The 19,136-nt window shown below is 65.3% G+C and carries 20 protein-coding genes, 4 tRNA genes and 1 pseudogene; 11 read left to right on the top strand and 14 right to left on the bottom strand.

Going from position 1 to position 19,136, the window contains the following annotated elements; translation table 11 throughout:
- Positions 1-9 precede the first annotated feature (9 nt).
- Genes hemW through rph form a run of 3 tightly spaced genes read right to left on the bottom strand, consistent with a single transcriptional unit; the run spans position 10 to position 2,580 of the window.
- Positions 10-1,224 carry a radical SAM family heme chaperone HemW gene (gene hemW, locus HWX76_RS31005; protein WP_176016847.1) on the bottom strand — a complete coding sequence of 405 codons (1,215 nt, stop codon included), beginning with the start codon at positions 1,222-1,224 and terminating at the stop codon, positions 10-12.
- Complete coding sequence (gene rdgB / locus HWX76_RS31000; protein ID WP_050011585.1) at positions 1,221-1,847, bottom strand: RdgB/HAM1 family non-canonical purine NTP pyrophosphatase; 627 nt, start codon at positions 1,845-1,847, stop codon at positions 1,221-1,223. The genes hemW and rdgB overlap by 4 nt, the downstream gene beginning before the upstream one ends.
- Positions 1,840-2,580: a ribonuclease PH gene (gene rph, locus HWX76_RS30995; protein WP_050011584.1), complete on the bottom strand. Its 741-nt coding sequence runs from the start codon at positions 2,578-2,580 to the stop codon at positions 1,840-1,842. Before rph ends, rdgB begins: the two co-directional genes overlap by 8 nt.
- A gap of 172 nt (positions 2,581-2,752) precedes the next feature.
- Here rph and HWX76_RS30990 point away from each other — a divergent pair, with 172 nt between their 5' ends.
- From HWX76_RS30990 to HWX76_RS30975, 4 genes are all read left to right on the top strand, one after another.
- Positions 2,753-3,676 carry a YicC/YloC family endoribonuclease gene (locus HWX76_RS30990; protein WP_176016846.1) on the top strand — a complete coding sequence of 308 codons (924 nt, stop codon included), beginning with the start codon at positions 2,753-2,755 and terminating at the stop codon, positions 3,674-3,676.
- A gap of 108 nt (positions 3,677-3,784) precedes the next feature.
- Positions 3,785-4,468: a guanylate kinase gene (gene gmk / locus HWX76_RS30985; RefSeq protein WP_050011582.1), complete on the top strand. Its 684-nt coding sequence runs from the start codon at positions 3,785-3,787 to the stop codon at positions 4,466-4,468.
- Positions 4,469-4,526: 58 nt separating this feature from the next.
- Positions 4,527-4,730: a DNA-directed RNA polymerase subunit omega gene (gene rpoZ / locus HWX76_RS30980; protein WP_006025620.1), complete on the top strand. Its 204-nt coding sequence runs from the start codon at positions 4,527-4,529 to the stop codon at positions 4,728-4,730.
- Positions 4,731-4,793: 63 nt separating this feature from the next.
- Positions 4,794-7,160 carry a bifunctional (p)ppGpp synthetase/guanosine-3',5'-bis(diphosphate) 3'-pyrophosphohydrolase gene (locus tag HWX76_RS30975; RefSeq protein ID WP_050011581.1) on the top strand — a complete coding sequence of 789 codons (2,367 nt, stop codon included), beginning with the start codon at positions 4,794-4,796 and terminating at the stop codon, positions 7,158-7,160.
- A gap of 199 nt (positions 7,161-7,359) precedes the next feature.
- Here HWX76_RS30975 and HWX76_RS30970 read toward each other — a convergent pair.
- From HWX76_RS30970 to HWX76_RS30960, 3 genes are all read right to left on the bottom strand, one after another.
- A tRNA-Arg gene (locus tag HWX76_RS30970) sits at positions 7,360-7,436 on the bottom strand.
- Between the two features lie 61 nt (positions 7,437-7,497).
- A tRNA-Arg gene (locus HWX76_RS30965) sits at positions 7,498-7,574 on the bottom strand.
- Positions 7,575-7,640: 66 nt separating this feature from the next.
- Positions 7,641-7,717: transfer RNA gene (locus tag HWX76_RS30960), tRNA-Arg, on the bottom strand.
- 129 nt (positions 7,718-7,846) lie between these two features.
- Between HWX76_RS30960 and greB the strand changes: the two genes are divergently transcribed.
- Entirely contained in the window at positions 7,847-8,410 is a 564-nt protein-coding gene (gene greB / locus HWX76_RS30955) for a transcription elongation factor GreB (protein WP_006476618.1), read from the top strand.
- An 81-nt stretch (positions 8,411-8,491) separates the two neighbouring features.
- On the opposite strand, the gene HWX76_RS30950 is transcribed toward greB, so the two are convergent.
- Positions 8,492-9,637, bottom strand: a complete 1,146-nt coding sequence (locus HWX76_RS30950) for a porin (RefSeq protein ID WP_176016845.1) — start codon at positions 9,635-9,637, stop codon at positions 8,492-8,494.
- Between the two features lie 500 nt (positions 9,638-10,137).
- Positions 10,138-10,410: a hypothetical protein gene (locus HWX76_RS30945; RefSeq protein WP_050011579.1), complete on the bottom strand. Its 273-nt coding sequence runs from the start codon at positions 10,408-10,410 to the stop codon at positions 10,138-10,140.
- Here HWX76_RS30945 and HWX76_RS30940 point away from each other — a divergent pair.
- The 3 genes from HWX76_RS30940 (at position 10,409) to HWX76_RS30930 (ending at position 12,276) form a co-directional block, all read left to right on the top strand.
- Positions 10,409-10,573, top strand: coding sequence for a hypothetical protein (locus HWX76_RS30940; RefSeq protein ID WP_160300489.1), 165 nt, complete (start codon positions 10,409-10,411; stop codon positions 10,571-10,573). The two genes, HWX76_RS30945 and HWX76_RS30940, sit on opposite strands and share 2 nt — an antisense overlap.
- A 230-nt stretch (positions 10,574-10,803) precedes the next feature.
- The gene (locus tag HWX76_RS30935) at positions 10,804-11,007 is read left to right on the top strand and encodes a cold-shock protein (RefSeq protein ID WP_027783827.1); all 204 of its coding nucleotides are present in this window, start codon (positions 10,804-10,806) and stop codon (positions 11,005-11,007) included.
- A gap of 141 nt (positions 11,008-11,148) precedes the next feature.
- Positions 11,149-12,276 carry an exonuclease domain-containing protein gene (locus HWX76_RS30930; RefSeq protein ID WP_050011578.1) on the top strand — a complete coding sequence of 376 codons (1,128 nt, stop codon included), beginning with the start codon at positions 11,149-11,151 and terminating at the stop codon, positions 12,274-12,276.
- Positions 12,277-12,305: 29 nt separating this feature from the next.
- Here HWX76_RS30930 and HWX76_RS30925 read toward each other — a convergent pair whose 3' ends face one another.
- Together HWX76_RS30925 and HWX76_RS30920 are read right to left on the bottom strand one after the other, a co-directional pair.
- Complete coding sequence (locus HWX76_RS30925; RefSeq protein WP_050011577.1) at positions 12,306-12,896, bottom strand: chorismate mutase; 591 nt, start codon at positions 12,894-12,896, stop codon at positions 12,306-12,308.
- Between the two features lie 223 nt (positions 12,897-13,119).
- A complete protein-coding gene (locus HWX76_RS30920; protein ID WP_009690993.1) occupies positions 13,120-13,266 on the bottom strand; it encodes a hypothetical protein in 147 nt (48 codons plus the stop codon).
- A 197-nt stretch (positions 13,267-13,463) separates the two neighbouring features.
- Here HWX76_RS30920 and HWX76_RS30915 point away from each other — a divergent pair, with 197 nt between their 5' ends.
- The 3 genes and pseudogenes from HWX76_RS30915 to HWX76_RS36845 all read left to right on the top strand — a co-directional run.
- Positions 13,464-13,853 (top strand): DUF2946 domain-containing protein, encoded by a 390-nt coding sequence (locus tag HWX76_RS30915; protein WP_176016844.1) that lies wholly within the window; start codon positions 13,464-13,466, stop codon positions 13,851-13,853.
- 69 nt (positions 13,854-13,922) lie between these two features.
- Positions 13,923-16,277, top strand: a complete 2,355-nt coding sequence (locus HWX76_RS30910; RefSeq protein ID WP_176016843.1) for a TonB-dependent receptor — start codon at positions 13,923-13,925, stop codon at positions 16,275-16,277.
- Between the two features lie 84 nt (positions 16,278-16,361).
- Positions 16,362-16,460, top strand: a pseudogene (locus tag HWX76_RS36845) (TlpA family protein disulfide reductase); the annotation flags it as partial.
- Positions 16,461-16,539: 79 nt separating this feature from the next.
- Here the strand turns inward: HWX76_RS36845 and HWX76_RS30905 are convergent.
- The 4 genes from HWX76_RS30905 to HWX76_RS30890 all read right to left on the bottom strand — a co-directional run bounded on the left by HWX76_RS30905 (position 16,540) and on the right by HWX76_RS30890 (position 19,021).
- Positions 16,540-16,794 carry a GlsB/YeaQ/YmgE family stress response membrane protein gene (locus HWX76_RS30905; RefSeq protein WP_006476609.1) on the bottom strand — a complete coding sequence of 85 codons (255 nt, stop codon included), beginning with the start codon at positions 16,792-16,794 and terminating at the stop codon, positions 16,540-16,542.
- Positions 16,795-17,127: 333 nt separating this feature from the next.
- The gene (locus HWX76_RS30900) at positions 17,128-17,451 is read right to left on the bottom strand and encodes a hypothetical protein (RefSeq protein ID WP_176016842.1); all 324 of its coding nucleotides are present in this window, start codon (positions 17,449-17,451) and stop codon (positions 17,128-17,130) included.
- 273 nt (positions 17,452-17,724) lie between these two features.
- A tRNA-Thr gene (locus HWX76_RS30895) sits at positions 17,725-17,800 on the bottom strand.
- Between the two features lie 207 nt (positions 17,801-18,007).
- Positions 18,008-19,021, bottom strand: a complete 1,014-nt coding sequence (locus HWX76_RS30890; RefSeq protein WP_176016841.1) for a class 1 fructose-bisphosphatase — start codon at positions 19,019-19,021, stop codon at positions 18,008-18,010.
- Positions 19,022-19,136: the final 115 nt, after the last annotated feature.

Genomic DNA, 19,136 nt, shown 5'->3' with positions numbered 1-19,136 from the left:
TTCATCCGTTCAGTCGTCGCGCAGGAACAATTCCTGCAGGTCGTTGAGAAAACGCTGGCCGAGCGGCGTCGGCGCGATTTGCGTGAAATCGCGCGTGATCAGCCCACGCCGTTCCGCTTCCTTCAACGCCGGCTCGATCGTGCTCATCGGCAGGCCCGTCCGTTCGACGAAGCTGTGCACGGGAAAGCCCTCGACGAGCCGCAGCATATTCAGCATGAATTCGAACGGCAGGTCGCGCGCGCCGACTTCACGCTCTTCCTGCACGGCCGTGCCGGCCTTCGCCTGTTCGATGAAGGTTGCCGGATGCTTGTAGCGCGCTTGCCGCAGGACCCGGTTCGGGAACGACAGCTTCGTGTGCGCGCCCGCGCCGATCCCGAGATAGTCGCCGAAGCGCCAGTAGTTCAGGTTGTGCTTGCACTGATGATTCGGCTTCGCGTACGCGGATACTTCGTAGCGCCCGTAGCCGGCGTCGGCCGTGCGCGCGTGGATCCATTCCTGCATGTCGGCCGACGCGTCGTCGTCGGGGACGACCGGCGGAAACTTCGCGAACAGCGTATTCGGCTCGAGCGTCAGGTGATACAGCGACAGGTGCGGCGGCGCGAACGACAGCGCGGTCTCGATGTCGGTGCGGCATTCGTCGAGCGTCTGGTTCGGCAGCGCGAACATCAGGTCGAGGTTGAAGTTGTCGAAGTTCTTCGCGGCGATCTCGACGGCCGCGCGGGCCTGCGCGGTGTCGTGAATCCGGCCGAGCGCCTTCAGGTGCGCTTCGTTGAAGCTCTGGATGCCGACCGACAGGCGGTTCACGCCGCTTGCGCGGAACTGCGCGAACTTCGCGGCTTCGAAGGTCCCCGGGTTCGCCTCGAGCGTGATCTCGGCATCGGCGTCGAGCGGCAGCAGCGCGCGCACGTCGGACAGCATCCGGTCGAGGCCGGCCGCCGACAGCAGGCTCGGCGTGCCGCCGCCGATGAACACGGTATGCACCTGCCGACCCCACACGAGCGGCAGCGCCTGCTCGAGGTCGGCGCGCAACGCGTCGAGATAGTCGGCTTCCGGAAACCGTTCGCCTTTCCATTCATGCGAGTTGAAATCGCAGTACGGGCACTTGCGCACGCACCACGGGAAATGCACGTACAGCGCGAGCGGCGGCAGCGACGTGAGGCGCACCTGGCCGGGCGACGTGAAGGTCGCGACGACGCGCGCACCGGTGTCCGAAGCCTGGCTCATGCTTCCTCCGCGAGCCGCGCGAGCAACGCCTTCAGCGCCAGCGCGCGATGGCTGTGCGTGTTCTTCACTGCAGGCTCGAGTTCGGCGGCCGTCGCGCCGAGCGACGGCAGGTAGAAATACGGGTCGTAGCCGAATCCGTGTTCGCCGCGCGGCGTATCGACGATCTCGCCGGCCCAGCGCCCTTCGGCGAATAGCGGTTCCGGATCGTCCGCATGGCGAACGAGCGCGAGCACGCAGCAGTAGTACGCACGCCGGTCGGCGACGCCGCGCAGCTGCTCGACGAGATACCCGTTGTTCGCCGCGTCGCCCTTGTCGCGGCCCGCGCGCTGCGCATAGCGCGCCGAATAGACGCCCGGCGCGCCGCGCAACACGCGCACGCACAGGCCGGAATCGTCGGCGATCGCCGGCAGTCCGGTGAGCCGCGACGCATGGCGCGCCTTGGTCAGCGCGTTCTCGATGAACGTACCGAACGGCTCTTCCGCCTCCGGCACCGCGAGGTCGCCCTGCGGGACGATCTCGATGCCGACCGTCGAGAACAGCGCGGTGAATTCGCGCAGCTTGCCCGCGTTGTTCGACGCGAGAACGATGCGCGACAGCGGCGCGACGGTGCGGTCGTCAGGCATGGCTCGCACCCAGGACCTCTTTCTGCAACCGCACGAGCTCGGCGATCCCGCCCTGCGCGAGGTCGAGCAGCGCGTTCATCTCGGCGCGCGAGAACGGCACGCCTTCGGCCGTGCCCTGGACTTCGACGAAGCCGCCCGCGCCGGTCATCACGACGTTCATGTCGGTGTCGCAGCGCGAATCTTCCGCGTAGTCGAGGTCGAGCACGGGGGCGCCTTCGTACACGCCGACCGAGATCGCGGCGACGTGGTCGGTGATCGGCGAGCGCGTGAGCTTGCCGGCCGCGATCAGCTTCGACACGGCGTCGTGCGCGGCGACGAACGCGCCGGTGATGCTGGCCGTGCGCGTGCCGCCGTCGGCCTGGATCACGTCGCAGTCGATGTGGATCGTGCGCGGGCCGAGCGCCTCGAGATCGAACACCGCGCGCAGCGCGCGGCCGATCAGGCGCTGAATTTCCTGCGTGCGGCCCGTCTGCTTGCCGCGCGCCGCTTCACGGTCGCTGCGCGTGTGGGTCGCGCGCGGCAGCATCCCGTATTCGGCGGTCAGCCAGCCTTGCCCGCGCTCGCGCAGGAACTCGGGCACGCGCTCGGCGACGCTGGCGGTGCACAGCACCTTGGTGTCGCCGAATTCGACCAGCACGGAGCCTTCGGCGTGTTTCGTGTAGTGGCGCGTGAGGGCGACCTTGCGCAGTTCGTCGGCGCGGCGGCCGCTCGGGCGGGAAACGGAAGACGTCATGGGGAAATCGCGGAAGGAGAGGAAACCCCGATTCTAGCGCCGAACGGCGGGCGTCCCCGGCGGGGTGGTCCGCAAAAATGGGATAATGCGCGCTTCCCGCCCCGCGCTTTCCGATGCGCCGGGCGCCTCGATGTATTCCCGCCCGCGAGGGCACCAGACGGCGAGACGAACCATGATCTACAGCATGACGGGCTACGCGAGCGCGACGCGCGAACTCACGACGGCCGCCGGCAACGGCGGCACCAGCGTGTCGGTCGAACTGCGCACCGTGAACTCGCGCTTCCTCGATCTCAATTTCCGGATGCCGGACGACGTGCGCGCGTGCGAACCCGCGCTGCGCGAAATGCTGATGAACAAACTGTCGCGCGGCAAGGTCGACGTGCGCATCAACCTGCAGCGCGGCGAGCAAAGCATCGGCGCGGGCGCGCTGAACCAGTCGGTGCTCGGCCAGCTTGCCGATCTCGAACGCGCGGTGCTCGATTCGTTCCCGGGCGTCGGCCGTCTGCGCGCGGGTGAAATCCTGCGCTGGCCCGGCGTGCTCGCCGAGGCCGGCGTGTCGGCCGACGCGATCCGCGACGCCGTGCTCGCCTGCGGCAAGGAAGCGATCGGCGAGCTCGTCGTCGTGCGTTCGCGCGAAGGCGCGCAACTGGCGACGATGCTGCTGTCGAACGTCACCGAGATGGAGGCGATCGTCGCGCGCATCACGCCGCTCGTACCGGAGCTGATCGCGAAGCACCAGCAGAAGATCGTCGAGCGGCTGCAGGAAGCGCTCGGCCTCGCGGCGCCCGAAGGCGGCTCGACGGTCGTCACGCGCGAGGAAGCCGCGGAGCGCATCCGTCAGGAAGTGACGATGTACGGGATCCGGATCGACATCGCGGAAGAACTGTCGCGGCTCACCGCGCACCTGAACGAAACGCGTCACGTGATCGAGAAGGGCGGCCGCGTCGGCAAGCGTCTCGATTTCATGATGCAGGAACTGAATCGCGAAGCGAACACGCTCGGCTCGAAGGCGGCGGCGAAGGAATTGGCCGACGCGTCGATGGCGCTGAAGCTGCTGATCGAGCAGATGCGCGAGCAAGTGCAAAACCTGGAGTAAAGAGATGAAACGACCCCCACGCTCACTACGTTCGCTTGGGGGGGCGCAGCCCCCCCATCCTTCGAAAGCCGATTCATGCGGATGTGGCCAGGCCCGGCGGAGGCTGTCATGACCGAATCCACCCGCGACGGCCACGCGTCGCATTCGCTGCACGGCGGCGTCTATCCCGGTAACCTGTTCATGGTCGTCGCGCCGTCGGGCGCCGGCAAGTCGACGCTCGTGAATGCGCTGCTGTCGAAGGACAGCGACATCTGCCTGTCGATCTCGTACACGACGCGCAAGCCGCGCCCGGGCGAGCAGGACGGCCAGCACTACCACTTCACGACCGTCGACGATTTCCGCGCGCGTCACGCGGCGCACGAATTTCTCGAGAGCGCGGAAGTGCACGGCAACTACTACGGCACGTCGCGCGTCTGGATCGAAGAGCAGATGAAGAACGGCCACGACGTGCTGCTCGAAATCGACTGGCAGGGTGCGTTGCAGGTGAAGAAGCAGTTCCGTAACGCGGTCGGCATCTTCATCCTGCCGCCGTCGCTCGACGCGCTCGAGGAACGCCTGAAGAAGCGCGGCCAGGACGAGCCGAACGTGATCACGCGACGCCTGCTGGCCGCCGGCAGCGAGATCGCACACGCGTCGGAAGCGGAATACGTGGTGATCAACGAGAATTTCGAACGCGCGCTCGCGGAACTCGAATGCATCGTCGCGGCGACGCGCCTGCGTTTTGCTTCGCAGTACGCGCGACACGCGGAGCTGTTCATCGAGCTCGGCATCCATCTGCCCCACGCGGAATGACGCGGGGCACGAGGGACATAAGGTAGAATAAGGACTATATTCAGAAGGAATTACCAACATGGCTCGCATTACCGTCGAAGACTGCCTGAAGCAAATCCCGAATCGCTTCGAACTGGCGCTCGCCGCCACCTATCGCGCGCGGCAGCTCGCGCAAGGCCATACGCCGAAGATCGAAAGCCGCGACAAGCCGACCGTCGTCGCGCTGCGCGAAATCGCCGCCGGCCAGGTCGGCGTCGAGATGCTGAAGAAGGTGCCGGTGTAACGCGCATCCGGCCCGTTCCAGCCATGTAGTCCACGCGCGCAACGACTCGACCTGGAGGCGAATATGAGCACCACCCCATCGTCCGCCTCCGCGGATTCGACCACCGAAGCCACGGCCCAGTCGCCTGCGCGCCAGTACATCGACGCGGTCCTCGAACAGTCCTTCCGGCATCTGTTCGGGCCGACCGCCACGCCGGAGCAACCGCGCAAGCACGGCGTCGTTTCGATCGCGAAACTGACGGCCGCGCTTGCCGAGTATCTCGCTCCGGACGAAATCAAAGAGGTCAAGGCGGCGTTCCACTTCAGCGACGAAGCCCACCTCGGTCAATATCGCCAGAGCGGCGAACCCTACATCACCCATCCCGTCGCCGTCGCGGAAATCTGCGCCGGCTGGAAGCTCGACGCGCAGGCCGTGATGGCCGCGTTGCTGCACGACGTGATGGAAGACCAGGGCGTGACCAAGAACGAGCTGGCCGAGCGGTTCGGCCCGAAGGTCGCCGAACTGGTCGACGGCCTGTCGAAGCTCGACAAGATGGAATTCCGCAGCCGCGAGGAAGCGCAGGCGGAAAACTTCCGCAAGATGCTGCTCGCGATGGCGCGCGACGTGCGCGTGATTCTCGTCAAGCTCGCCGACCGCCTGCACAACATGCGCACGCTCGGCGCGGTGCCGATGGAAAAGCGCCGCCGCGTCGCGCGCGAAACGCTCGACATCTACGCGCCGATCGCGCACCGGCTCGGGTTGAACAACACGTATCGCGAGCTGCAGGACATGAGCTTCGCGAACTTCAACCCGCATCGCTACGCGACGCTCGAGAAGGCCGTGAAGGCCGCGCGCGGCAACCGCCGCGAAGTGATCAGCAAGATCCTCGAGGCCGCGCAGCGCGCGATGGCCGACGCGAAGATCGACGCCGAGATCACCGGCCGCGAGAAGACCATCTACAGCGTCTACCGCAAGATGCGCGACAAGCAACTGTCGTTCTCGCAGGTGCTCGACGTGTACGGTTTTCGGGTCGTCGTCGACGGCCCGCTCGACTGCTACACGTGCATCGGCGCGCTGCACGCGCTGTACAAGCCCGTACCCGGCAAGTTCAAGGATTACATCGCGATCCCGAAGATCAACGGCTATCAGTCGCTGCACACGACGCTCGTCGGCCCGTTCGGCGCGCCGATCGAGTTCCAGGTACGCACGCGCAAGATGCACGAGATCGCCGAGGCAGGGGTCGCCGCGCACTGGCTGTACAAGAACGGCAGCGCCGATCTCAGCGACGTGCAGAAGCGCGCGCACCAGTGGCTGAAGTCGCTGCTCGACATCCAGAGCGAAGCGGGCGATTCGAGCGAATTCCTCGAGCACGTGAAAATCGACCTGTTCCCGGATGCGGTCTACGTGTTCACGCCGAAGTCGAAGATCATGGCGCTGCCGCGCGGCGCGACGGCGCTCGATTTCGCGTATTCGATCCACAGCGATCTCGGCAACCAGTGCGTGGCCGTGAAGATCAACAACGAGCTGCTGCCGCTGCGCACCGAGCTGAAAAGCGGCGACATCGTCGAGGTGATCACCGCGCCGTATTCGAAGCCGAACCCCGCATGGCTCGGCTTCGTGCGTACCGGCAAGGCGCGCTCGGCGATCCGCCACTACCTGAAGACGATGCGCCTGAACGAGTCCGTGCAACTGGGCGAGCGGCTCGTCGACCAGAGCCTGAAGGGCTACGGTCTCGCGCTGGCCGACGTCGAGCCGGAGGTGTGGGAGAAGCTCGTGCAGTGGACGGGCAACAAGAGTCGTCAGGAAATTTTCGCGGATATCGGCCTCGGTCGTCGCGTCGCCGCGGTGATGGCGAAGCGCATCGAAGTGTTGATGAGCGGCCGCGACGCGGACGACGATCTGCCGAAGTCCGAGCGGCATCCCGCGCATCATGCGCCGCCGGTCGTGATTACCGGCACCGAAGGGATGTCCGTGCAGTTGTCCGCATGCTGCCGCCCGATCCCGGGCGATGCGATCATGGGTTACATCGGCATCGGTCTGGGCATGGCGATTCATACGACGGATTGCCGTGTCGCGCAGCGCATCCATCGCCGCGATCCGGGCCGCTGGATCGACGTCGAATGGGCGCCGCAGCCGGGCCGCCTGTTCGATGTCGCGGTGAAGGCGCTCGTGAAGAACACGAAGGGCATCTTCGCGCGCGTCGCGGCGGACATCACGTCGGCCGACGCGAACATCGTTCATATCGCGATGGACGAGGATCTGACGCACGAGTCGACGGTGCTGCGCTTCGTGATCCAGGTCAGCGACCGCGTGCATCTCGCGAACGTGATGCGGCGCGTGAGAACCAATCCGGACGTGATGCGGATCATGCGCGAGCGTTCGACCGACGACGGCGCGCATGCACGCCATGACGGCGGCATGCGTATCGAGCGCGAGCGGCAGGATTACTGACGTTGACGCGCGCGGCGGTGGGCGCGGGCGGATTCGATGATCGACGGACGGCGGCTTATGGCCGCCGTTTTCATTGGGGCTGTCGAAAGCGCGTGCGATGATGCCGGCGCTTTGCCGAGCGTGTGCGGGGTGAGGGTGCGAACGAGGGAGGCGGGCGCAAAAAGAAAAAGGGCTTTCCCGGAGGAAAGCCCTTTTAAGGTGGCGCGGCTGGCAGGATTCGAACCCACGACCCCTTGGTTCGTAGCCAAGTACTCTATCCAACTGAGCTACAGCCGCACGCAAAACGGTACTGCTTCAACTGTCGGAACCTTCTGCGATGGGAAGGCCCCCAAAAAAGTGGCGCGGCTGGCAGGATTCGAACCCACGACCCCTTGGTTCGTAGCCAAGTACTCTATCCAACTGAGCTACAGCCGCACGCAACAACAAACTTCTACTGCTTCGAACTGAAAGGGCCTTCGGTTCGGAAGGCCCTCGAAAAAGTGGCGCGGCTGGCAGGATTCGAACCCACGACCCCTTGGTTCGTAGCCAAGTACTCTATCCAACTGAGCTACAGCCGCACGCAGAAGCGGAAGTATAGCAGAGTCGTATAAAAAGGGAAGCCTTATTCGCGAATTTGGTGCCATGGCCGTGGCCGGCCGCCCATCGTGTACCCTTGAGGGATCAGTCATCCACGTTGAATCTGCATCATGAACAAGGCGTTTGTCAAAGAGTCGGACGGTGACGACGACGATCTCGACCAGGCTCAACCCGCGATTCCGGCGGGCGCGAAGAACTACATCACGCCGGCCGGCCACAAGCGGCTGAGGGACGAGTTGCTGAACCTGATCGACGTCGAACGTCCCGAGGTCGTGCGGCTCGTGTCGTGGGCGGCCTCGAACGGCGACCGGTCGGAAAACGGCGACTATATCTACGGCAAGCGGCGGCTTCGCGAGATCGATCGCCGCATCCGCTTCCTGACGAAGCGGCTCGACCTTGCGGAAGTCGTCGACGCGAGCCGGCAGGAGAACGTCGACCAGGTGTTCTTCGGCGCGACGGTCGATTACGAGACGCCGGACGGCGAGGATCACACGGTGACGATCGTCGGGATCGACGAGGTCGATCTCGACCGCGGCTGCGTCAGCTGGATCTCGCCGGTCGCGCGTGCGCTGATCAAGGCGAAGATCGGCGACACCGTCACGCTGATGACGCCGGCCGGCCCGCAGCCGATCGACATACTCGACGTCCGGTATCCGGCGCGGGGCGACGCCTGACTGGCGGCCCGCGCCGCGAGAAAGAAAAAGCGCCCCGATGGGGCGCTTCGTCTTTCGGCGTATGGCGAACGGGCCGGTCGCTCAGAAGCGGTGACGCAGGCCGGCCGTGACCGCGATCTGCTTGTTGGTCGATGACGCGGCGCCCAGCCCGTTGATGTTGGCGCCGAGGTCCAGTCCGTCGCTGTTGACCTTCTGGAACTCGCCCTGCAGGTACACGTCGGTGCGCTTCGACAGCGCGTAGTCGGCTTGCAGGTTGAACTGGTGCCAGGTCGGCTTGTCGCCGGACAGGCGGCCCTGGGTGTACGTGTAGGAGCCGGCGAACGACAGGGCCGGCGTCAGCGCGTAGCGGCCGTTGACCTCATAGTTGCTGAAGCGCCCGGTATCGCCGAGGCCCGTGATGCCGCCCGCCACGCCCGATTGGCCGGCGCTGATCGCGCGAAGGCCGGTCAGGCGCGTCTGGGTGAACACGAAGCCGACCGTGGCGGGGCCGAACCCGTAATTGAGGCCGGCGCCCCAGGTGCGCTGCACGCGCGACGCGAAGGTCCAGTCGCCGGTGACCGCGCCCGGATCGGACGCGGCCTGCGCGAGCGCGTTCACGTCGCTGTTCAACTGCAAGTAGGCCGCGGCAAGGTTGAAGCCGAGGTAGCTGTACGACACGCCGCCGCTGTACGCGCGGTTGTTCGCGAACGCCGACGAGTTGGAGAACCCGTACAACGCACCGAACTTGAGGCCGCCGTAGTTCGCGCTCTGATACTTGACCGAGTTGTTGATCCGGAACGAGTTGTTGAGGTTGTCGTTGTCGAACGGGTGGGCAAACTGGGTGCCGCCATACTGGGTACCGGTCAGCGACAGCGGCCCGAGATAGTCGACGACGCTGTCGTACTGCCGGCCCAGCGTCAGCGAACCGTAGGTGGTGTGCGCAATCCCGACGAACGCTTGCCGGCCGAATTCGCGACCGTTCTGCTTCAGCGCGCCGTTGTTGATGCCGAAACCGTTTTCCAGCGTGAAGATGGCTTTCAGGCCGTCGCCGAGATCTTCGGTGCCGCGCAAGCCCCAGCGGCTGCCGTTGATCGAACCGCTCGTTTCCTGCCAGGCGCTGTGGCCGCCCTGATTGTTCGTGTAAGTGATGCCTGCGTCGATCAGGCCGTACAGCGTCACGCTGCTTTGTGCATGGGCGGCACTAACGAATACACCCGACAACGCGGCGACGATCAGGGTCTTGTTCATGGATCTGTCTCCAAACACGATGATGTCGATCGAACCTGGGGCGGACGGCCGTGCTTTGTTTGATGCTGTCGCCGGCGCCGCAGAACGGCGGTGCGCGTATCAGAAATCCATTTGCAGTGTACGAAGTGTGCGGAGCGAGGGCGGTTCACGCTTTAAGAAACAGTGTGTTTTGAAATCCGCAAAAATCGGGAAAGTCGCGCAACCGATTGCCACGCAAGGGTTCGCTGCGGCGCAGCAAATGGAAATAACGATCAGGACTGCGTAGAGGGCGTTGCGCGTTTGCGACGGACGGTCAGCGGCCGGCGGGAGCGGCTATAGCCCGATTATTGACACATCGGCAATAGAGGTTTGTGTGGAGCATGGATAATGAAAGGTGGTTCTCTCGCTATACTGCGATCTCTGCTTTCCGAAGCAGACTTTTTCGTTGACGGAAAAGATCTCCAAACCTTTGTCGGCGCGACTTCCCAGTCGCGCTTTTTTTTGCCCGGCCGCTCAGCGCGCTACGACGTGTACGAGCGGCGCTTGCGCTGGCGCTTGCCCGCAGGCGCGGCATCCTCTGCTTCGATCGGCGGCGGCGTGTTGGTCCAGTCTTCCATCACGTAGTGACGGGCATCCAGAGGCGATGCGAGCAGGTTCTGCCAGTGATCGCCGTGCCATGTCATATCGAACTCGGTATCGCACGGCGCTTCGCGCGCGGACTCGGCCAGGGCGCGGGACTTGCGACGTACGCGTCCGAGCCGGCTCGCGAAGCGCTTGATTCCGTCCAGCCACATGACCCTCTCCTTCCTTTCAGCATTGATTCAGGATCGCAACGTCGCCCGATTTCTGCAACCCGAAAAAACCCGAGGATTTTACCGGGTCGATTTGTCCCCGGTAGAAATTTCGCTTCCGGCGATTATTAGCGATCCGATCCCGGTAATGTTGACAGGTTTTTGATGCGAATCAATTAATCATCGGTGACGGTGTACCGATTCCAGTGGTATTAGCGTCTTTTCAAGAAAGCAGTGGCTAAAAATTTTCTTGACGCACCCGGATTGTCCAATTTATAAAGTGAGCACTCCGTCCTCGGGCGGCGTGCTGGTGTGGGTGCTGGCGCAATGTTTCGGGATTTCGGGAAACGGCTATAAAAATAGCTTTTTTGATCTTATCGAGTGGGGAAAGAAGACATGGATACCGGTATCGTGAAATGGTTTAACGATGCTAAAGGTTTTGGCTTTATTACGTCGGACAATGGCGGTGAAGATTTGTTTGCGCACTTTTCCGAAATCCGGATGGACGGCTTCAAGACGTTGAAAGAAAACCAGCGTGTTTCGTTCGAGGTCAAAGTCGGACCGAAAGGCAAGCAGGCAGCGAATATCCAGGCGGTCTGACGCGCCACGCATTGCCGATCACGTCCGGCCCCCGCATCGCGGGGGCTTTTTGTTTTCGGGGGGACGGAGCGAGCCGGTCCGGGCTGGCCCGAGTACGCATGCCGGTGCATACTCACGGAAGCATCGTTTCCCTGTCTTTTCATGTCCGATTCCGTTCCGTCCGATCCCGCCAGCGAGCAGCCGCTCGTCTTCGTCGACCTTGAAACCACCGGCGGCTCGTCCGCCGACCACCGCATTACCGAAATCGGCGTGGTCGAAATCGGACCGCTCGGCGTGTCGACGTGGACGAGCCTCGTCAATCCGGGGCAGGCGATTCCGCCGTTCATCCAGCAACTGACGGGCATCTCGGACGCGATGGTGCGCGATGCGCCGACGTTCGCATCGCTCGCGCCGGCGCTGTTCGAGCGGCTCGACGGGAAGCTGTTCGTCGCGCACAACGCGAGCTTCGACCGCGGCTTCCTGCGCGCCGAATTCGAGCGCGCCGGCCTGGCGTTCAATCCCGACGTGCTCTGTACGGTGCGGCTGTCGCGCGCGTTGTTTCCGCGCGAATCGCGGCACGGGCTCGATGCGTTGATCGAACGGCATGGGCTCGTTCCGGCCGCGCGTCACCGGGCGCTGGCCGATGCCGACCTGATCTGGCAGTTCTGGCGCCAGTTGCACGACATCGTGCCGCTCGAGCGGCTGCGCGACCAGATCGCGCGCACGACGCGCCACTTCCGTCTGGGCGGCGATCTGACCGAGGCCTGGCTGGATACCGCGCCGGCAGGGTGCGGCGCGTATGCGCTGTTCGGGGAGCGTGACGAAGCGCTGTATGTGGGTCGTAGCGTGCGCGTGCGGCAGCGGCTGCGCGCGCTGCTGACCGGCGAGCGCCGCTCGTCGAAGGAAATGCGGCTCGCGCAGCAGGTGCGGCGCGTCGAATGGCGCGAGACCGGCAACGAGCTGGGGGCGATGTTGGCCGAAGCGCAATGGATCGCCCGGTTGCGCCCGTCGTACAATCGGCGCCCCACGGCCGACGCCGTCCGCGCGGGCAGTGCGCCCTGGCCGTTCGAAGGCGCGGTCGCCTTCGAGGCGGACGGCGAGCGCCGCCTGTTTCATGTGATCGATGGCTGGTGCTATCTCGGTTCGGCGGACTCGCTCGATGCGGCTGCGCGGCTCGCGGCCGACGCGGCGGGCGGCGTGTTCGAACCCTTCACCCATCGCCTGCTGCAGACGCATCTCGCGCGCGGCCTGCAGGTGATTCCGCTCGCGGCGCTGACCGCCGCGGACTGAGCGCCGCCGGGCGATCCGTGCCCGCCGCGTCAGCCGATCGCGCTGGCCCCGCCGGCGGAGCAGACATGCGACAGCGCGGTATCGAGTGCCCGCGTCTGCGTGGAATCGTAGCGCGTGAGCGTCTTCCAGTTCGCGATGCTGCGCGCGAGCCGCGCCTGGCAATCGGGCGCGTCGCGCAGCGGGGCGACCTGTGCGAGACCGGCGAGCATTTTCTGCGTCAGCCGATCGAGTGCCGGCCGCGTGCTGGTCGCGAGATCGGGCGGCGTGCCTTCCGGCGGCCGCGTCGCGCGCCAGGTCGCGAACAGTGCGTTCTGCACGTCCTTGCTTGCGGTGATCTGATCCTCGAAGAATGTGCGGGCGAAGGCGGGATCGACGCCGGCCTCGGTCGCGCGCTTTTCGACGGCAGTGAGCAGGGCCGCTTCGCGCGGCTGGTCTTCGATGGCCTTGTGATTCGCCCATTTCCATCGCGCGACCGGTTCGGCGAGCGCGAGGCGCTGCGACGCGAGCGCAACGACGTTGGTGAGGGCGGTGTCGTCGCCGTCTGCGCGGACGGCAGGCGACGAAAGGAGGGCGACGCCGAGTGCGGCGACAGCGACGCTGGCACGAATGGCTTGCTTCATCGGAACGATCAGGAGAGCCGGGCGGGCCGGACGTGGAAAACCAGAAGGATAGACGAAGACAGTCGCGCGGCGTAGCGTCGCGACAGGAGAATCAGCAGGCGAGCTGACCCGGCACCGTCAGGCTGTTGCAGCCCGGGTGCGAAGCGAATTGCGCGCGAAGCGCTAGGATGAACCGCACGATAGCGAGGGTCGACACGTGGCGGTTACAGAACCGGACCGGCGTTCACTTCGGCGAGTACAGCTTGTGCTGCTCGTCGAAGAATGCCCGAACGTGCTCGGGCAATTCGGCGAGGAATTCCACGCCGACGGGTTCCGGATCCGGGCTCATCACTTGCTCGGGCGGTGGCATGCGAGTCGGTCTTTCGTCCATGATCGTTTCTCCAGCAGGTTCAATGATTATCAACCTCGCGCTCGGATTTGTGCCAGCGGCGAATCGTTAGATTTTGTCTCTGTTGTATTAACGGCACATGCGCTCCGGCGCGAAGTGTGATGCCCGCTATCGCGCGCCGCGCGACGGCGACAATCGGGCCGCTTGCTATACTTGCGCGCACTTTTTCCTGGACCGCGATGAGACGAACGACGCGATGGATCGGCCTCGTATGGCTGGCGCTGGTACTGAACGTACTGTCGCCCGTCGTCGGCTACGCGCGTGTTGCGTCGAGCGGTTCCGGCGCGCTCACGCTCGAGTTGTGCAGTGCAGCGGGCGCGCGTCGGGTCGTGCTCGCGCAAGCGGGCGACGACCGCGACAGGTCGTCGTTCGACCACGCCGGCGTCCCGCATTGCGTGTACTGTCCCGGCTTCGCCGCGAACGTCGCGCTGGGCACGAGCCTGCCTGCGATGCCGGGCTTCGTACGCACGTTCGCGTATCGGATGGTCGCCCCGATCGTTCCCGATGTGCCCCGCAGGGGCATCCGTCTTGCGCAGCCGTGCGCCCCGCCTGAAAACGTTCCGGTCTGATTGATGTCCTTCGCGCGCCCCGGTGGCGCGTGAGCCGCCTGCGGCCTCGGCCCGCGCGTCGCGCCGTGCGTGCGTGCGCGGCTCGCGCTCGCATGCGCGGCCGCTTTCGCATGGCCGGCCGCCCACGCGGCTTCGACCGACGATGCCCGCGCCGACGCGGCCCATGGCGGTGGCATCGATCGTCCCGCCGCCGCCGCGGCGCCGGCGGCCGTCGGTGTCGCTGCAGCGGCCGTGGCGGTCGGCGATACGTTGACCGCCGTCAGCGTGACTGCGCAGCGGCAACCGGTCGACCCGGATACGCCGGCCGTCGTCGCGTCGATCACGCGCGAGCAGATCGATGCGCACACCAACGTCACCACGGAGGACGCGCTGAAGTACGCGCCGAACCTGATGGTCCGCAAGCGCTACATCGGCGACCGCAACAGCGTATTCGCGGGCCGCGACTTCAACGAACTACAGAGCGCGCGCGGGCTCGTCTATGCCGACGGCGTGCTGCTGTCGAACCTGCTCGGGTCGAGTTATGCGTACCCGCCGCGCTGGTCGCTGATTCCGCCCGACGACATCGCGCGCGTCGACGTGCTCTATGGCCCCTTTTCCGCACTGTATCCGGGCAATTCGATCGGCTCGACCGTGCTGCTCACCACGCGGCGCCCCGAACAGCTCGAGGCGTCGCTGTCGACGCAGTTCTTCACGCAGCGCTACCGCGACGGCTACGGGTTCGCGGACAGCTTCGGCGGCAATCACCAGACCGCGCGGATCGCGAACCGCGTCGGCCGGTTCTGGCTCGCGCTGTCGCTCGACCGGCTGGAGAACGACGGCCAGCCGATGCAGTACGCGAGCCCCAATTCGGCCTACAACCCGAAACTGGGCGCCGCCGTTCCCGTGACGGGCGCAGCGACCGACATCGGACCCAACGGCAAGCCGCGGACGATCGTCGGCGCACAGACGATCGAGCGGACCGAGCAGCTCAACGAGACGGTCCGGATCGGCTATGCGTTCACGGATCGTGTCGATGCGACGCTGACGCTCGGGCATTGGGAGAACCATTACCGGCAGCACGGCGAGACCTTCCTGCGCGATGCGACGGGCAATCCGGCGGCCGGCGCTCCGGTCTACGGCGGCAACGTGTCGATCGGCGGCCAGAACATGACGGTCGCGCCGAGCGCATTCGCGCCGCAGCGCGGCGACCAGGAGAACTGGCTGTATGCGCTCGGACTGAACGGCCGGCTCGAATCCGGCTGGCGGCTGTCGGGCGTGGTGTCCGCGTACGACGTGTCGCGCGACGTGCTGCGCGCGGCCTCGACCGTGCAGGGCGGGGCGGGCACGCTGTTCCAGGGCGACGGCACCGGCTGGCGCACGCTCGACCTGAAGGCCGAGGCGCCGGCAGTGAAGGGCCATACGTTCACGTTCGGCTATCACTACGACAACTACTTCCTGCGCAACGTCACGTACAACACGGCCGACTGGCTGGCCGGGCCGACCACTTCGCTCGCGAGCGTCTATCGCGGCGACACGCGCACGCAGGCGCTGTTCGGGCAGGATGCGTGGCGCTTCGCGCCGGGCTGGCTTGCGACGCTCGGGCTGCGCTACGAGCGCTGGGACGCGTACGGCGGCGCGCTCGGCAATGCGAACGGCACGCTCGGCTACGCGGACCGCGGCGCGAATGCGCTGTCGCCGAAAGTCGCGCTGCAGTGGGATGCGACGCAGGTCTGGCGCTTCCGGCTGTCGTTCGCGACCGGCACGCGGTTCCCGACGGTCGGCGAACTGTTCCAGGGCACGATCTCGAACAACGCGATCGTCAACAACAACGCGAACCTGCGCCCGGAAAAGGCGATCGACTGGGACTTCACGGCCGAACGCGACGTGGGCGTCGGTGTCATGCGCGCGAGCGTGTTCCAGAGCGACCTGCGCGATTCGATCTACAGCCAGACGACGGTGTCGGGCGCGACCACCGTCACCAACATCTCGAACGTCGATCGCGTGCGGGTGCGCGGCGTCGAACTGGCGTTCAGCGGCGAAAACGTCGGGCTGCGCGGGCTCAACGTCGACGCGAACGTATCGGCGAGCAACGCGCAGATCCTCGCCGATGCCGCGAATCCGGCCTATGTCGGTTCGCGTTTCCCGCGCATTGCGCGCATGCGCGCGAACCTGCTCGCGTCATATCGCTTCGACGAGCACTGGCTCGCGAGCGTCGGCGTGCGCTACTCGGGCCGCCAGTTCAACACGCTCGACAACAGCGACGTGAATCCGGACGTCTACGGCGGCACGAGTTCGTTCACGGTCGTCGATCTGAAGGCGCGCTACCGCTTCGATCGTCACTGGACCGCGTCGGCCGGCATCGACAACCTGACGGACCGCCGCTATTACGTGTTCCACCCGTATCCGGGGCGTACTTTCTATGGAGAACTGAAATGGTCGCTGTGAAATCGCACGCGGCAGGCTACGCGCGGTGGCTTGCGGCGCCGTCGGCGGCCGGCGGGCACGAGGCGTCCGGCGTGCCGAACGGCACGGGCCGTGCGGATCGGGCGAAATGGAGTGCGTGAAGCGCGCAGTGGATTGCTGACGGCCGACGTGCTCGACGGCGGGTTGCGGCACGCGAAGGGTTGACGGGATCGGCCGCGCGCGGCGAACGAGCCGCGCGCCGGCCCGATGCTAAAACGCGCCCGAAGGCGCGTGGAGAGAAACGTCAGGCCGCGCGTCTGAACAGCCGGATCACGAACAACAGGATCACCGCGCCGATGACCGCGACGATCACCGAGCCGATGAAGCCGCTGCCGATGCTGATGCCGAGCAGCCCGGCAAGCCAGCCGCCGATCACCGCGCCGACGATCCCGACGATGATGTCGACGATCAGCCCGAAGCCGCCGCCCTTCACGAGCAAGCCGGCGAGCCAGCCGGCGATCGCGCCGATGATGAGCCACATAATCAAGCCATGAGTCATGGTGGTCCTCTCCTTGGGTTGAGTCGAAATGACCGGGCACCGGCCGTTGCACGCCGCAAGCTGGTGGGTAGCGACATGCGGCCGTCGCGCCGCCCACGCAATGTAACGCGATAGACGGGTCAGGATCGTTAAGTAATGTTATGCACCCTTAAGCAGATTTTCCAGGGGATTCGTCTGCTCAGCGCATGTTCCGTGCGCGCTGGACGCATGGCGAAATGAGTCTGTAAGGATTGGCTATCGCTGAAGTCGTCCGCCGGGCACGTCATCGCTCAAGCGTTGTCGCTGGCAACGTGGCCTCGGGGCAGGCCGTCTACTGCATCGGCGATCAGGCGTTCAGATGGTCACGGCATCGCGAATCGCGTCGATCGACAGCCGTACGAACCGGCGGGAAGCGCGGCGCATCGCGTCGCTGATGCGGGGCATCGTATGGCACCGATTGGGGTAGCGCGTGACGTATCCGACGTCCACCCTCATTCGGTATCCTGATGGATTGGCTTCGGACGATGCGTGTGGATGGAGCGGGAGATCGAGCGTGGCATCCATGTCGTCGGCGCGCGCGTCGTGCCGGCGGCTGGGCACGTGCCGGTCGGGACGCACGACAAAGGCGGTGCCGTTGCGTGGGCTGTCGAGGTCGGGCAAGTCGGTCGTCGTCGTCATGGCCGCCGCAGGCCGTGCGGCTACGCACGGCAAGGGATGGTCGATACGATCGGCCGGCGGCCGTTGAGTGCGTGGAAATGTCGAGCGGATGTTGCGCAGATAACCGCCGCCGCGATGATTGGCGCCGGACAGCTTGCGCGGGCGATTGCCGAATCCGTACGCGAAGATCGTACACGGCGTGATCGGTCGTGCGCGCCGGCGAACGACTTCAGGATTTCGACGCCGGAAAAGAGAAAAGGTCTGACAAGCGATGCTTGTCAGACCTTTATGTCTTGGTGCCGGAGATAGGAGTCGAACCTACGACCTTCGCATTACGAATGCGCTGCTCTACCAACTGAGCTACACCGGCAGCAGAGAAATGAAATTATATGGTGAAATCCGCGATCTTGGCAATAGGTTTTGCGAAATTTTTTTCAGCTTGCTGCGGCTGCTTCGCGAAACCCGCGATCCGGCGGACTTTCCGCTTTCACTTCACCGCGACGCGACCCGTTGGGGCCATATCGCGAAGGCGCGATTGTACTGAGGTCTCGCACCTCCGTCCAGTGCTGCAGTGCAATTATTTTGCTTCGTCGTGATAGCCGGTCACGCGCTCGACTTCGTTCTTCGAACCGAGGAACACGGGCACGCGCTGGTGCAGGCCGGTCGGCTGCACTTCCATGATCCGCTGCGTGCCGGTCGTGGCGGCGCCGCCTGCCTGTTCGACGATGAACGACATCGGGTTCGCTTCGTACATCAGGCGCAGCTTGCCCGGACGATCGGGCGTGCGCTTGTCGGCCGGGTACATGAAGATGCCGCCGCGGTTCAGGATCCGGTGCACGTCGGCGACCATCGACGCGATCCAGCGCATGTTGAAGTTGTCGCCGCGCGGGCCGTCCTTGCCGGCGTTCAGCTCATCGACGTAGCGCTTGACCGGGTCGTACCAGTGGCGTGCGTTCGATGCGTTGATCGCGTATTCGCGCGTGTCGGCCGGGATCTCCATGTTGCTCTGCGTGAGCACCCACGAGCCGACTTCGCGGTCGAGCGTGAAGCAGTTCACGCCGTTGCCGGTCGTCAGCACGAACACCGTCTGCGGGCCGTACACCGCATAGCCGGCCGCGACCTGCTCGGTGCCGGGCTGCAGGAACGATTCCTCGGTCGCCTGCTTGCCGTCCGGGCAGCGCAGCACCGAGAAGATCGTGCCGATCGACACGTTGACGTCGATGTTCGACGAGCCGTCGAGCGGATCGAACACGAGCAGGTATTCGCCGCGCGGGTAGTTCGCCGGGATCGGGAAGAACGTCTCCATTTCTTCCGACGCCATCGCGGCGAGGTTGCCGCCCCATTCGTTCGCGTCGAGCAGGATTTCGTTCGACAGGATGTCGAGCTTCTTCTGCACTTCACCCTGGACGTTCTCGCTGCCGGCGGTGCCGAGCGCTTCGCCGAGCGCGCCCTTCGACACGTTGTAGCTGATCGCCTTGCACGCGCGAGCGACGACTTCGATCAACAGGCGCAGGTCGGCGGGGAGGTTGTTGGTCTCACGTTGCTGTTCGATCAGGAACTTCGACAGCGTGGTGCGGCGGGCAATGGACATGACAGACTCCGAAAGGCCAAAGAATCCTTGAATGGCCGCAATTTTACCCGTCGCGCCTCCGCTGCCGCCGGCTTTTTTCGTCCGGTTACATGGGCGGGGCGCCGAATCGGCCCGG

Origin of the sequence: Burkholderia sp. BCC0398, from assembly GCF_902833245.1 — a bacterium.
Classification (GTDB): domain Bacteria; phylum Pseudomonadota; class Gammaproteobacteria; order Burkholderiales; family Burkholderiaceae; genus Burkholderia; species Burkholderia sola.
The sequence above is the reverse complement of the archived record's forward strand: the minus strand, read 5'-3'. Positions and strand labels throughout refer to the sequence as shown.

What these genes read in the sequence shown, in the direction of transcription:
- HWX76_RS30940 (WP_160300489.1), top strand. Translation starts at nt 10,409, where the DNA reads ATGACCCTCTCCTTCCTTTCAGCATTGATTCAGGATCGCAACGTCGCC.
- rdgB (WP_050011585.1), bottom strand. Translation starts at nt 1,847, where the DNA reads ATGCCTGACGACCGCACCGTCGCGCCGCTGTCGCGCATCGTTCTCGCG.
- hemW (WP_176016847.1), bottom strand. Translation starts at nt 1,224, where the DNA reads ATGAGCCAGGCTTCGGACACCGGTGCGCGCGTCGTCGCGACCTTCACG.
- HWX76_RS30935 (WP_027783827.1), top strand. Translation starts at nt 10,804, where the DNA reads ATGGATACCGGTATCGTGAAATGGTTTAACGATGCTAAAGGTTTTGGC.
- greB (WP_006476618.1), top strand. Translation starts at nt 7,847, where the DNA reads ATGAACAAGGCGTTTGTCAAAGAGTCGGACGGTGACGACGACGATCTC.
- HWX76_RS30975 (WP_050011581.1), top strand. Translation starts at nt 4,794, where the DNA reads ATGAGCACCACCCCATCGTCCGCCTCCGCGGATTCGACCACCGAAGCC.
- HWX76_RS30945 (WP_050011579.1), bottom strand. Translation starts at nt 10,410, where the DNA reads ATGTGGCTGGACGGAATCAAGCGCTTCGCGAGCCGGCTCGGACGCGTA.
- HWX76_RS30920 (WP_009690993.1), bottom strand. Translation starts at nt 13,266, where the DNA reads ATGGACGAAAGACCGACTCGCATGCCACCGCCCGAGCAAGTGATGAGC.
- HWX76_RS30900 (WP_176016842.1), bottom strand. Translation starts at nt 17,451, where the DNA reads ATGACGACGACGACCGACTTGCCCGACCTCGACAGCCCACGCAACGGC.
- rpoZ (WP_006025620.1), top strand. Translation starts at nt 4,527, where the DNA reads ATGGCTCGCATTACCGTCGAAGACTGCCTGAAGCAAATCCCGAATCGC.
- HWX76_RS30930 (WP_050011578.1), top strand. Translation starts at nt 11,149, where the DNA reads ATGTCCGATTCCGTTCCGTCCGATCCCGCCAGCGAGCAGCCGCTCGTC.
- HWX76_RS30905 (WP_006476609.1), bottom strand. Translation starts at nt 16,794, where the DNA reads ATGACTCATGGCTTGATTATGTGGCTCATCATCGGCGCGATCGCCGGC.
- rph (WP_050011584.1), bottom strand. Translation starts at nt 2,580, where the DNA reads ATGACGTCTTCCGTTTCCCGCCCGAGCGGCCGCCGCGCCGACGAACTG.
- HWX76_RS30915 (WP_176016844.1), top strand. Translation starts at nt 13,464, where the DNA reads ATGAGACGAACGACGCGATGGATCGGCCTCGTATGGCTGGCGCTGGTA.
- HWX76_RS30925 (WP_050011577.1), bottom strand. Translation starts at nt 12,896, where the DNA reads ATGAAGCAAGCCATTCGTGCCAGCGTCGCTGTCGCCGCACTCGGCGTC.
- HWX76_RS30950 (WP_176016845.1), bottom strand. Translation starts at nt 9,637, where the DNA reads ATGAACAAGACCCTGATCGTCGCCGCGTTGTCGGGTGTATTCGTTAGT.
- HWX76_RS30890 (WP_176016841.1), bottom strand. Translation starts at nt 19,021, where the DNA reads ATGTCCATTGCCCGCCGCACCACGCTGTCGAAGTTCCTGATCGAACAG.
- gmk (WP_050011582.1), top strand. Translation starts at nt 3,785, where the DNA reads ATGACCGAATCCACCCGCGACGGCCACGCGTCGCATTCGCTGCACGGC.
- HWX76_RS30990 (WP_176016846.1), top strand. Translation starts at nt 2,753, where the DNA reads ATGATCTACAGCATGACGGGCTACGCGAGCGCGACGCGCGAACTCACG.